General features: G+C 63.4%; 11 protein-coding genes. All 11 read right to left on the bottom strand.

Annotated features, from left to right (window positions below):
* Positions 1-78 precede the first annotated feature (78 nt).
* On the bottom strand, positions 79-1437 hold the full coding sequence (nusA, locus tag K1X71_08475; protein MBX7073171.1) for a transcription termination factor NusA: 1359 nt from the start codon (positions 1435-1437) through the stop codon (positions 79-81).
* 269 nt (positions 1438-1706) lie between these two features.
* Complete coding sequence (locus K1X71_08470) at positions 1707-2837, bottom strand: ABC transporter ATP-binding protein (GenBank protein MBX7073170.1); 1131 nt, start codon at positions 2835-2837, stop codon at positions 1707-1709.
* Between the two features lie 38 nt (positions 2838-2875).
* On the bottom strand, positions 2876-4198 hold the full coding sequence (locus K1X71_08465) for a beta-ketoacyl-[acyl-carrier-protein] synthase family protein (GenBank protein ID MBX7073169.1): 1323 nt from the start codon (positions 4196-4198) through the stop codon (positions 2876-2878).
* 89 nt (positions 4199-4287) lie between these two features.
* Positions 4288-5541, bottom strand: a complete 1254-nt coding sequence (locus tag K1X71_08460) for a hypothetical protein (protein MBX7073168.1) — start codon at positions 5539-5541, stop codon at positions 4288-4290.
* Positions 5542-5676: 135 nt separating this feature from the next.
* Positions 5677-6915: a beta-ketoacyl-ACP synthase II gene (fabF, locus tag K1X71_08455; GenBank protein MBX7073167.1), complete on the bottom strand. Its 1239-nt coding sequence runs from the start codon at positions 6913-6915 to the stop codon at positions 5677-5679.
* Positions 6916-6924: 9 nt separating this feature from the next.
* Positions 6925-7161 carry an acyl carrier protein gene (gene acpP, locus K1X71_08450; GenBank protein MBX7073166.1) on the bottom strand — a complete coding sequence of 79 codons (237 nt, stop codon included), beginning with the start codon at positions 7159-7161 and terminating at the stop codon, positions 6925-6927.
* 300 nt (positions 7162-7461) lie between these two features.
* Positions 7462-8232, bottom strand: coding sequence for a 3-oxoacyl-[acyl-carrier-protein] reductase (fabG, locus tag K1X71_08445; protein ID MBX7073165.1), 771 nt, complete (start codon positions 8230-8232; stop codon positions 7462-7464).
* Between the two features lie 32 nt (positions 8233-8264).
* Positions 8265-9191, bottom strand: a complete 927-nt coding sequence (fabD, locus tag K1X71_08440) for an ACP S-malonyltransferase (protein ID MBX7073164.1) — start codon at positions 9189-9191, stop codon at positions 8265-8267.
* Between the two features lie 181 nt (positions 9192-9372).
* Complete coding sequence (locus tag K1X71_08435; GenBank protein ID MBX7073163.1) at positions 9373-10470, bottom strand: ketoacyl-ACP synthase III; 1098 nt, start codon at positions 10468-10470, stop codon at positions 9373-9375.
* Positions 10471-10789: 319 nt separating this feature from the next.
* Positions 10790-10969 (bottom strand): 50S ribosomal protein L32, encoded by a 180-nt coding sequence (gene rpmF / locus K1X71_08430; GenBank protein ID MBX7073162.1) that lies wholly within the window; start codon positions 10967-10969, stop codon positions 10790-10792.
* A gap of 356 nt (positions 10970-11325) precedes the next feature.
* Positions 11326-12081, bottom strand: a complete 756-nt coding sequence (locus tag K1X71_08425; protein ID MBX7073161.1) for a hypothetical protein — start codon at positions 12079-12081, stop codon at positions 11326-11328.
* Between the last annotated feature and the right edge of the window lie 116 nt (positions 12082-12197).

Raw genomic sequence — 12197 nt, 5'->3', positions numbered from 1 at the left:
CATTGTCAGTTCTCCCATCACGGTAAAAAAGAGCAAGACCGACTCGCTCTCTCTCGTCCAGTGGCGGGCGCCACTACGTTAGCCCCCAGCTTCTGGTTCTGCTTGCTTCTCGGCCACCACTTCCGCATCCGCTTCGTCAGCGGCGCCTTCAGTGGCTTCTCCTGCTTCAGTCTCCTCGGCCGCGACTTCCTCAACGGCCGCCTCAACCTCCGGCTTATCGTCCAGCAGCCCCAACTCGCGCATCCGATCCTGCTCCCGCTGCCGGCGCCGAGCTTCGTCCGCCGCGGCCTCCGCGGCCAATGCCAGCTTCTCGGCCTGCGCCACGACCGCGTCGACTTGCTCCGCCGTCAGATCGCCCAGCGCCATCAGCGCGTCGGGCTCGATGACCGATAGATCATCGTATGATAAAAACCCTTCGCCCACCAACTTTTCGGCCAGGGTGTCATCCACCCCCTCCAGCGAAGAGTAGCCCGCCACCGCCTTCTCGATCTGCTCGTCCAACTCCTCGCGGGTCATGATTTCGATGTCCCAGCCGCACAGCTTGCTGCCCAGCCGCACGTTTTGGCCGCGCCGGCCAATTGCCAACGACAGTTGATCCTCGCGGACCAGCACGATCGCGCGCCCCAACATCTGGCACAAAATCACTTCTTCCACTTCCGCCGGCTGCAGCGAGTTGGGGATCAACACCTGCATGTCGTCGCTCCAGCGCACGATGTCGATGCGCTCGCCAGCCAACTCGTCCACGATGTTCTTGATGCGATTGCCGCGCACGCCCACGCAGGCTCCGACGCAATCCACCCGTTGATCGCTGCTTGAAACCGCCACTTTGGTCCGATAGCCCGCCTCGCGCGCCATCGCGCGTATCTCGATCACGCCATCCGCGATTTCCGGAATCTCCTGCTCGAACAATCGGCGCACCAGGTCCGGCCGGATGCGGCTCAGCACCACCTTGACCCGCGTCCCCACCTTGCGCACTTCAAACACCGTGGCCCGCACCCGCTCGTTGGGATGATGCGTTTCGCCCGGGATCATCTCGCTCCGCGGCAAGATCGATTCGGTGTTCGTCAGTTGCACCGTGGCGGCGCCCCCTTGCATGCTCTGCACCACGCCGGTCATCAGTTGGCCGCGCAGCGATTCGTACTCGTCATACAGCGCGTCGCGCTCCGCCTCGCGAATCTTCTGAATGATCACCTGCTTGGCGGTCTGCGCGCCGATGCGCCCCACGGTTTCCTCGGCGTCCAGCGGTTGGCCGTTGAGCGTGGCCGACAGCCCGCCATCCGCGCGGTCGATGCGCACTTCGATCTGCTCTTCTTCGCCATAATGGCGCTTGGCCGCCGACACCAACGCCGCCTCGATCGCCTCAAAGACGATTTCCTTGTCGATGTTTTTGTCGCGATGAATCGAGTCGACGATGCGGAGCAGTTCGTTGGCGTTCATTTGATTTAGTTCGCTTTCCCCTCGCGCCGGGTGGCCGAGGACCAAATTGTCCGAGTTGTCCGAATTGTCCAAGTTGTTTTCAGTTGGCGGGCCGCGCAGCCGACCCTCGTGCTCTGTCGCGCTCCTCCTTCCGTACACCCACCCAGGCCGCCGTTTTACGTCGGCCGCATCGTAAATTATATCGCGCGGTCAAGCGCCGAATTGATAGCAAGATACGATGTCATCGGCCACTTGTCAGGACCAATGTCGACTTTCCGCCGGTTTCGCGCCTACGAAGTTGGCTTCCAGCGGTCGCCCGATTCAGCGTCCAACCACCACAACTGGCTGGCATCCAGCGTCACGACAACCCGTTCGCCAGGGGTCACAGTGCGCCGCAAGGGCACAAATGCCTTGAGACGCGTCGAGAATTCGACATCGGCCGGCATCGCCAGGGCAGGGGGCGCCAGTTCGGCGATCATCCCCTCGGCAAACGTGTAGACGGCGCGCACTTCGGCTTCGATACCACCAGACATCTGCCCGTCCGCCAGTTGGACCGCCCCCGGCCGAACTCCCAAAATCATCTGACGCCCGATGCAGGCCAGCGGCGGGCAGACCAGCGGAAGTGTCCAACCGCCCCCCAAAAATTCGGCGCCTCCTGCTGCCACGACGACTTTCCCACGCACAAAACTGCAATGCTCACCCCCTACAAAGCCAGCCACATAGCGATTCGCCGGTTCAGCCAACACGCTGGCGGCGGTCCCAATTTGCTCGATGCGTCCCTGTTGCAAGATCGCTATCCGGTCCGCGATCGCCAGCGCCTCGGGCACGTCGTGCGTGACATAGATCGTCGCGGCCCCGTTCTGGCGCCCCTGCTCGCGCACCTGCCGGCGAATCTCCGCGCGCAGGGGCGGATCGACATTCGATAGCGGCTCGTCCAATAGTGTGACGGCCCTGCGGCGCAGTAGCCCGCGAGCCAGCGCCACCCGCTGTCGCTCGCCGCCAGACAGATCGCGCGGGAATCGTCCCACGAGACCGTCGATGCCAAGCGCTTGCGCCACACTTCGCTCGGCCGCCGCATCGCGCTCGCTCGGCGCGATGCCAAAGCGGAATTGTTCCGCAACGCTCAAATGCGGATAGAGCGGGTGTTCTTGAAACACCAGGCTGACGCCCCGCCGGTGCGGCGGCAGGCGCGTCACCCGCCGACCATCAATCTCGATCTCGCCCGTAGTGGGAGCTTCCAATCCGGCAATCATCCGCAGCGTAGTGGTCTTGCCGCAACCGCTGGCCCCCAGCAGCACCAACATTTCGCCCGCCGCCACCGCCAGCGACAGATCATTCACCGCCCAGGTCGACGCAATGAAGCGCTTTGACAGATGGTCGACGCGAATTCCGCGAAAACTCGTTGGCGCTTCGGGGTGCATGCCCCTTATCGTAACGCCGCGCGGCTTGTGCCCAAGGATTACAACGCCTTGGCCACCAGCACGCAACTGGCCTGCCCCTGCGGCGTCACGCTGTTCTTCAGGAATGCGCGGCCCGGCGAGTCGCTGCCGTCCGCCGCCCGAATCGCGCACTCCGGGTCGGGCGTTTCGTAGTTCAGAATCGGCGGCAATTGGTCGTGGTACAGTGCCAATACGCTCGCCACAAGTTCCACCATGCCGCCGCCGGCGCCCAGGTTTCCAAAGTAACTCTTGGCCGCCGTCACCGGCACTCGCCCTGCCGCTCCGTCAAACACCTGGCGGATGGCCCGCGCTTCGTCCACGTCGCAAGTTCGCGTGCTCAGTCCATGCGCGTGGATATGCCCCACGTCCTTTGGTGTCAGCCGCGCGTCGTTCAAGGTGCGGCGCATCGCGTTTGCCAGCGCCACATCGCGCTGCGCCGTCAACCGTCGATCCACCACCACACTCGAGGCCCCCGCCAGCACTTCGCCATAGATCGTCGCTCCGCGCGCCTCCGCATGCTCAAGCGCCTCCAGCACGATCGCGCCGGCGCCTTCGCCCAGCACCATTCCGCTCCGCTTCAGGTCAAAGGGTCGGCTGGCCTGTGCCGGCGCGGCGCCGTTGCCGGCGATTTCTTCCTGCTGCAGCGCGTGCAAGGTCTTCATCAAATGCACGCGCGTCCCGGTCGCGCCCGCGATCATGATGTCGGCGCTGCCGCGCGCGATGGTCCGCAGCGACTCGCCAATGGCGAAGTTCGCCGCCGCCTCGCGCTGCGTGATCGAGTTGTTCGGCCCGCGCAGATCCATGTAGATCGCGATATGACAGGCCGGCATGTTCGGCAAATATTTCAACAGCCACAGGGGATTCATTTTCGACATCCCCTCGACTCCCCAGCGCGTGAAGTCGAATCGCCGCTGGTCCCCCGCGCACAGGTCGATGCCGGCGCAGAATTCCTCGGGCGGAGACAGCATGTAGTCCGAGCCGTACACCACGCCCGCGCGCTCGGGATCGAACGCGCCCACCTTTAGCCCCGCGTCAGCGCAAGATCGCAGCGCGGCGGCCACTCCCATCTGGCACTCGCGCGACATCAGCTTGATGCCTTTGCGAACCGCTTTCTTTTGTTCCCCCTCGAGCTCGCCAAAATCATCCGCCGAGCCCGTGAATTCGCGCACTTCCGCCGCGAACGAGGTTGGCAAAAAATCGGTCGGCAGCGCCGTCAATGGCGCTACGCCGCTTTGACCGGCGCACAGCGCCTGCCAAAACGCCTCCCGCGTGACCCCCAGCGGGCTGACCACGCCCAGACCGGTAATGACGACACGGCGTTGGGCCTGATTGACGCTTTTCATACGAGCTAAGGTTTGCGGGTCGATGTGAAGTCCGTATTTTATCGGGGCGCCGCAGGTCGGTCGAGGTGAACCACGGGCCCGAACAGCGCCTAATAACGGCCCCGAAACGAGTCCATCGGCCGCGACGCGGCCCCTGGCAGCACCGAGTTCTCTCCCAGCCGCCCTTTGCCTTCCAGCATGATCAGCAGGTCCGACCGCGGCGCGGAAGTGAACGGCAGCGCCATCCGCATCACCCCAGGCTCGGTGTGGACCGGCGTCGGCGTCATGCCGACGCCCACCAACATCACCTGTTCGGCCGGCCAGCGAAATCGTTCGTGCAATCGGTACTGAGATATTTGCGGCACGTCGATCTGCGTACGCTGCCGCTGCGAAACCGGCGTCGCCACGTCGAGCGGCACCGAGATCAGCTTTTCAATCTGATCGACATTGCATTTGATCGCCGCGTCGATTGTCCGCTCGTCGCGAGAGAGCAGGGGGCTGAACTCCAGCACAAACCCTTCGTCGATGGTGGCCATTTCGGCGCGAAAGCCCGGAAACGCCTCCGGTTGCAAAAAGATGTTCCGCACGTAGCTGCGCGGTCGCGTGGCGTTGATTACCGTCGCCTGACCGTTGTTCACCAATAGGTGCGGCGAACTGTGCTCGCGAAAGTCGCTCCGCTTGCGCAGTTCCGCCATCAGCAACATCGCGTCTTCTTTCGCCAACACCCACGCCTGCACCCCCGGCGTCTGCACCGGCACAGCCTTCAAATAGCGCTGCGCCATCGACCGCCAACCCGGATTGTCCAACGTGACAACGCGAATGCTGAACGCGTACGTCTCCGCTTGCGTGTTCACGAATCGATCGACCAGGTCTCCCACGATCGCTTGCATCTCCGGCGTGTGATACACCCGCAGCGTGCGGTTGTCGGCCGCCAGCACTGAGACGACATCGGAGTGCCACACCTCAAATCCCGTTTCCCGAAAGATCCAATCGACGATCGCCTGTTCGGGGCGCTTGGTTGTCGTCACGCGCACTGTGTACGGGCTAATGTCGTACTCGCGCCACACCTGGCCACGTTCGTTCGGCAAACTCTCGGCGCCATGCTTCACCTTGGCGATCGGCGCGGCGGCCGGCGTGTTGACCGGCGCCAGCGCTTCGATTGGCGCCAGATTCGTGTTCGGCGCCGCTTGCGCCGCCGGGTTCACTCCCGATCCCGTCGCCACGCGCGGCGATCGTTCGGGCGAGTGCCATCGAGCGTCGGTGTCGCTCGCCACGCGCGGCGCGGCTGCGGGCGGCTGCGCCCAGGCGTTGCCTTCACCAATGAGCAACACGGCTAGCGCGATCAAAATCTGTCGCCAATTCATCTTCAGCCTCCCTGCTGAAGCGCGCCCTGAAAAACGGCCCATTCGCCACGACGCAATCAACGTCGCTGCGGCGCCGCGGATCGATGCGGGCAGGGAGTATAGAAACGCCGCGAAAACGGGGCAAGATCGCTGCTGCTAGCGAAGCTTGCCCACGATCACCGCCGCGTTGTGCCCGCCAAAACCAAAGCTGTTCGACATGGCGATCTCCACCGCGCGCTCGCGCGGTTGGTTGGGCGTATAGTCCAAATCGCACTCGGGGTCGGGCGTTTCGTAGTTGATGGTCGGCGGAATCACGCTGTGACGCATCGCCAGCACTGCCAGCAATAGCTCCACCCCGCCGCTCGCGCCGAGCAAATGGCCAAGCTGGCTCTTGGTGCTCGATATGCTGATCGACTCCGCATGCCCGTTGAACACCGTCTTGATCGCCCGCGTCTCGGCCGCGTCGCCCAATTGGGTGCTGGTGCCATGCGCGTTGATGTACACCATTTGGTCCGGGTTCAGCCGGGCGTCCCGCAGCGCCGCCTCCATCGCCTTGGCCGCGCCAATGCCATCCGCGTCGGGCTGAGTGATATGGCTGCCGTCCGCGCTGGCGCCATAGCCCAGCACTTCGGCATAGATTGCTGCGCCGCGCGCTTTGGCGTGCTCCAATTCTTCCAGCACCAACACGCCGGCCCCTTCGCTGAGCACGAATCCATCGCGGTCGGCGTCAAACGGTCGGCTGGCGCGCGTCGGCTCGTCGTTGCGCGTCGATAGCGCCCGCATCTGCGAAAAGCCGCTGATCCCCATAGGGGTGAGCGCTGCTTCGGTCCCGCCGGTGATCATGCAGTCGGCGTCGTCGTATTGAATGGCCTTGAACGCCTCGCCAATCGCGTTGGTCGCGCTGGCGCACGCGGTGGCCACTGCGGCGTTGGGGCCGCGCAATCCCCACTGAATCGACACCTGCCCGCAGGCTGCGTTCACCATCAGCTTCGGAATGGTGAAGGGCGACACCTTGTCGGGGCCCTTCTCCAATAGCCGAGTGTGCTGGGTTTCGATCTCGTGCAGCCCGCCAATGCCCGAACCAAGGATGACCCCGGTGCGGAATGTGTCGAGCTTTGAGAAATCAATTCCCGCATCTGCGATGGCGTCCCCCGCGGCAACGACCGCAAACTGCGTAAAGCGGTCAACCCGCTTCGCTTCCTTGGGGGGCAGATATCCGTCCGTCGACCAATCCGTGATCTCTCCACCGAACTTCACTTTGAACTCGGTGGTGTCGAAATGGCGTACTTCGCGCACGCCGCTTTCGCCGGCAAGAATCCGCTGCCAAAGATCGGGAACTTTTGAGCTGAGCGACGTGACGGCGCCGAGACCGGTTACGACGACGCGCCGTTTCATTCCTGGTTACTACTGCTGGAGCTTCTCGATGTATTCGATCGCCTGGCCCACCGTTTGAATCTTTTCCGCTGCGTCGTCCGGTATGTTGATGTCGAACTCTTCTTCCAGTTCCATCACCAGCTCGACCGTGTCCAGGCTGTCCGCGCCCAGATCATTCACGAACGAAGTCTCGGGCGTGATCTGGTCCTTACTCACACCCAATTGTTCGGCGACAATATCAGTCACACGCTCTTTAACGGAAGCCACGTCTTAGGTTCCTCCTGCCAAGCTTTAATTTCGGGAATTCGATGGCAATCTTGCGCCCAGCCCGACATTCACCGAATACTCATTCTCGCGGCCGCTTGCGCTGGCAGCTAGTGGTTCTGGTTAGGCTGGTTAAGATATAACGGCTTGTACTTAAGGTGTCTATAGCACTTAGGCTTACAGCAATCCACGGCTTTGGCCAAGCGCCTTTTCCTTTCTCCCACTGTCGTGCCAGCAGCTTCTTGGTCGCCGACCGGGTAGGCCCCGGTCACACGTCCCGTCCAACAGGCGAGACAAAAAAAGCTACCCCGTCATTCCCCCGTCGATCACTAGTACCTGCCCGGTGATGTAGCTGGCGCCCTTGCTGGCCAGAAAGACTACCAGGTCGGCCACTTCGTCGGCCTGCCCCAATCGCTTCGCCGGGATACGCTTCTTCACTTCGTCCTGCACCAGGTCTCCCAGCGCGGCGGTCATTTCGGTTTCAATGAACCCCGGCGCCACGGCGTTCACCGTCACTTTGCGTCCCGCCAACTCGCGCGCCATCGACTTGGTCAATCCGATGATCCCCGCCTTCGAGGCCGAGTAGTTCGATTGCCCCGGATTTCCGACAATCCCCGACACGCTCGACATGTTGATGATCCGTCCGTAGCGCGAGCGCATCATCAATCGCGAGGCGGCCCGGCAATATAAAAACGTGCCGCGCAGATTGGTGTTGATCACCTCGTCCCACTCGTTGTCTTCCATCCGCGGAATCAACGTGTCGTGCGTGATGCCGGCGTTGTTGACCACGATGTGCAAGCCGCCCCACCTGGTGGCCACCCCTTCCACCAACTCGTCGACCCGCGCCCCGTCGGTGATGTCGCCCACCAGCGCCTCGGCCACGCCTCCGGCGGCCTGTATGGCGCCGACCGTCTCACGCAGCTTTTCTTCACTCCGCGCAACGCAGGCCACCTTGGCGCCGCAGCGTGCCAAAGCCTCGGCGATCGAGCGTCCCAGCCCGCGCGAGGCCCCGGTGACAATCGCCACCTGGTCCTGTAGATCGGTCGTGATATGGGTCTGCGGTCCTTCCGCCATGAATTGCTTTCTCTAAAAGATCGGCGTCGACTTTATTCCATCACATTCTGGCAGGTCGCCTTGCGGTCGATCCGTCGCAGTAGGCCCCGCAGCACCCGCCCCGGTCCCACTTCATAAAACTGGTCAAATCCCTGGTCGAGCAGGTAGCGCACCGATTCTTCCCAGCGCACCGCGCTCACCACCTGTCGCACCAGCGTCGCGCGAATATCGTCTGGCTCGTTGTGCGGCCGCGCGTCGACGTTCGACACCACCGGTATCTGCGGCCGCCGCACTACGGCGCTCGCCAGCGCCGCCTCCAGCCGCGCCACGGCCGGCTGCATGATCGAGGTGTGAAACGCCCCCGCCACCGCCAGCGGCACCGCCTTCATTGCGCCCGCCGCCTCGGCCGACTCCGCTACCCGCTCGCACGCGTCGTTCGAGCCAGATACCACAATGTTGCCCGGGCAGAGCAAATTGGCGACCTCCAAGATGCCGCCGCCGCGCGCCTGGTCGCACAGCGCCTCCACTTGCACCCGCTCCAATCCCAGCACGCTCACCATGCCGCTGGGTGTGCCGTCGGCGGCCTCTTGCATGGCCGCGCCTCGCTCCTGCACCAGGCGCAAGCCGACTTCAAAATCCATCGCGCCCGCGAACACCAGCGCCGTGTATTCGCCCAGGCTCAACCCCGCCGCCCCCTCGCAAGACAGCAGCACGTCGGGCGACTGCTGCTTGAGCGACTCGACAGCCGCCAAGCTGGTGACGAATAGCGCCGGTTGGCTGTAGACGGTCGAATCCAATTCCTCGGCGGGCCCTTCAAAGCAGAGCCGCGCCAGATCGTAGCCCAGCGTTTCGCTGGCGCGCTCGTACAGTCGCCGCACGCTTGGCAGCTTGTCGGCAAGTTGCCGGCCCATGCCGACCGCTTGCGCGCCTTGACCAGGAAACAAAAAGGCGATCTTGCCCAATCCGACCTCGAAAGCCAAATACGAAGTTGCTCTGTGAGGAAAGCGCGCCGCCAGTCGCTTGGGACCCGCGGCACGCTCAATTTGGAGTCCTGGCTAGCCAATGGGGGAGGGGCGACCGACGGAAGCCCCGGCTACGCGGACCTTGCGCGGCGGACGACGGCCCATTGTCTGCCTTGGTATCAACAGGCCCGATTTTCTATCACATTTTTACGACCGTTGCACCCCAGGTCAGCCCCGCCCCAAAACCCAACATCATCGTCAGGTCTCCCTCCTTCAGCCGCCCCATGCGTCGCGCCTCGTCCAAGGCGATCGGCACGCTGGCCGCCGAGGTGTTGCCGTAACGGTCGATGTTCACAAAGCACTTTTCGCGCGGCAGCGCCAGCCGTTTGAGCGCCGAGTCGATGATTCGCTCGTTCACCTGGTGCGGAATGTACAGCGCGATATCGTCTTTTTCCAAGCCGCAGCCCGCCAAGGTCTCGTTCACCAGTTCCACCAAAATCGTCGTGGCGAATTTGGCGATCTGGCGCCCCGCCACGCGCACAAAGTGCAGCTTCTGGTCGATGGCGTCGTGGTTGGGCGGCAGCTTGCTGCCGCCGCACGGGATGTAGAGCAATTCCGCCTGGGATCCGTCGGCGTACATGCTGGTGTAGTGGATGCCGCTCCCGTCGTTGCGCGCCGTGAATACCGCCGCGCCGGCGCCGTCGCCAAACAGGATGCAAGAACTGCGGTCGCTGTAGTCCACAAATCGCGACAACGTCTCGGCGCCGATCACCAGGATGTTCTCACACATGCCGCTCAAGATCATGCTCTGCGCCAGGTTCGACGCAAACACAAATCCGCTGCACGCCGCTTCCAGATCGAACGCCCCCGCCCGCGTCGCCCCCAGCGCGTTTTGTACAATGCACGCCGTCGCCGGTATCAAATAGTCGGGCGAAAGCGTGGCCACGATCACCAGGTCCAGGTCTTTGGGGTCGATGCCCGCATCGGCGCAAGCCTTGCGCCCCGCCTCAATCGCCATCGTCGAAGTCGATTCGTCGGGCGCCGCGATCCGCCGCTCGCGGATGCCGGTCCGGTCCAAGATCCACTCGTCGGTGGTCTCCACCTGGCTGGCCAGGTCGTCGTTCGTCAGCACCCGGCTCGGCAGGTAGCTGCCAGTCCCCGCGATCGCCGCCCGCACCTGCACCTGCGGATCGTTGGCCAGCGAGCCGCGCGAACTTGGCGCCATGCCGGGCCGCTGGGCCAAACGCAACAATGGTTTTTCGGGCCAGGCGTGATTGCGATCCAATGAGACAGACATCCTTGTCCTTACTCCCCTCTAGCAACAGGCCCGCGATCCATCCACGCCAGGGGTTGCGACGCGCGCAATTCCCCACCAGGGGCGGCAACATAGCAAACTCACCCGCGCCCGGCGAGAGAAGCTTGGCAAGCTGGTCAACTCCGTCGCCAACCGCCGCTGGCCTGTCGCTCAGCCGCCCAGGCGAGTATTCACCGGGCGGCGCACATGGCAGCAAGCTATGGTAAAAATCGCGACGATCGCCAAGATTTTGCGAGCCGCGCTCACGGCCCGAGGGAAAGAAGGCTGGAAGAAGCCCACGACCAGTAGCTTCCGCAGGCAGCTAGGCCTCGACTTCAACCACCGTCCGCCCCATGTAATGCCCACAGTTCGGGCAAACCACGTGGCTCGGCTTGTTCGTGCTGCATTTGGGGCAAATCTGAAGCTGCTTGGGCGTGATGAAATCGTGCGCCCGGCGGCTACGGGTGCGGGCGTTCGATTGTCGTCGCTTGGGAACGGCCATGGCAAAATCCTGCAATCGGGCGTCCCGACAGGCGGCCAATACCGCTGCGGACGCTAAAGTGAGCTGAATTCAAGCCTTGTAGAATAGATTTGCCGCCCCCGCCGGTCAATGGGATGAATCGGCGGCCGCTATCTTGATCCGGCATTCAACGTATAGCCATGATCGATCCCACCTTCCGCACGATCACCGTCGCCAGGCACATCAGCCCAACGCCCCCTATGCCGGTTGAGATTGCAAACGCGGGACTTACGGGATAGCCATACCGCCTGGCAAGCCCGAACCGCAAAGCAGCAGCATCCCCGCCGCGAATAAGATCAAAATCGAGAGGCGCTCCGCTATCACTTCGTTCCCCTCTCTCACTCCTCGTCATCCGCCAATCGAATCGGCGGCAACTCGGGCAGCGGCGCCGGCGGCGCCCCAAATGCCTGCCGGTACTTCACATGCTCGGGCGGCGGCTCGACGTCTGATTCCACTCCCCGTCCCCCGCCGGGCAAGGCTCGGCCGCGACCCAGCCGCGTCGCGCGCAATTCGCCACGCGCCGCCCCCGCCAGCGAATCGCTCGGCAGAAACAGATGCAGCTCATTCTGGTCGAGCACCATCCCCGGTAGTCGCATCTGCTCGGCATGTTCGCGGCAGGTGCTCATCTGCACGCACACGGTTTCTGTCCAACTCTTGAGCAGCAGCAGGGCGACGCCGGCCCCCACGCTGACCAGCGCCAAAACCCATAACAGCTTGCCGCCAAATAGCGACGCCAAGAACATAAAGAACAGCGCCGATCCCGCCGCCCCTGCCACGATCGCCAGCGCCTGCTCAAAGCTCCGCAGGTCGACCTCGATCTCCCGCGTCAGCAGTTCTGCTTCGGCGCCGCATTGCCAGCACTGCGCCGGCAATTGCACCCGCCACACAAAACCCTCGCGCTGTTCCCGCGCGTGATAGATCACTTGCCGCGCCCGATCGGTCCGGTTGAGCAGAAACGGGATCCAAATCTTCAGATTCTGCCATGCCTGCCGCGTCATCGGCCGTAACCGTGCCTGCGCAAGCTCAATGTTTCGCCGCGCGCTCCCCGCTGACGGCGCGGCGGGCGCTATCGGTTCTCGATCGGGTTCTGCCATGCGCCAATCGTAGCACCGATCGGCGAACAAGGTCCATCGCGCGGCCCTGTTCCTGCCGCCCCCCCTTTGCTATCGTGAGTGGCCTGTGGCTCGTTCGCTCAAACTCGCTACTGCCA

The sequence above is a fragment of the Pirellulales bacterium genome, assembly GCA_019694455.1.
Lineage (GTDB): Bacteria > Planctomycetota > Planctomycetia > Pirellulales > JAEUIK01 > JAIBBY01.
This window is presented reverse-complemented; position numbering and strand designations above follow the sequence as displayed.

What these genes read in the sequence shown, in the direction of transcription:
- fabG (MBX7073165.1), bottom strand. Translation starts at nt 8,232, where the DNA reads ATGGCGGAAGGACCGCAGACCCATATCACGACCGATCTACAGGACCAG.
- K1X71_08460 (MBX7073168.1), bottom strand. Translation starts at nt 5,541, where the DNA reads ATGAATTGGCGACAGATTTTGATCGCGCTAGCCGTGTTGCTCATTGGT.
- K1X71_08425 (MBX7073161.1), bottom strand. Translation starts at nt 12,081, where the DNA reads ATGGCAGAACCCGATCGAGAACCGATAGCGCCCGCCGCGCCGTCAGCG.
- nusA (MBX7073171.1), bottom strand. Translation starts at nt 1,437, where the DNA reads ATGAACGCCAACGAACTGCTCCGCATCGTCGACTCGATTCATCGCGAC.
- fabF (MBX7073167.1), bottom strand. Translation starts at nt 6,915, where the DNA reads ATGAAACGGCGCGTCGTCGTAACCGGTCTCGGCGCCGTCACGTCGCTC.
- K1X71_08465 (MBX7073169.1), bottom strand. Translation starts at nt 4,198, where the DNA reads ATGAAAAGCGTCAATCAGGCCCAACGCCGTGTCGTCATTACCGGTCTG.
- rpmF (MBX7073162.1), bottom strand. Translation starts at nt 10,969, where the DNA reads ATGGCCGTTCCCAAGCGACGACAATCGAACGCCCGCACCCGTAGCCGC.
- K1X71_08470 (MBX7073170.1), bottom strand. Translation starts at nt 2,837, where the DNA reads ATGCACCCCGAAGCGCCAACGAGTTTTCGCGGAATTCGCGTCGACCAT.
- K1X71_08435 (MBX7073163.1), bottom strand. Translation starts at nt 10,470, where the DNA reads ATGTCTGTCTCATTGGATCGCAATCACGCCTGGCCCGAAAAACCATTG.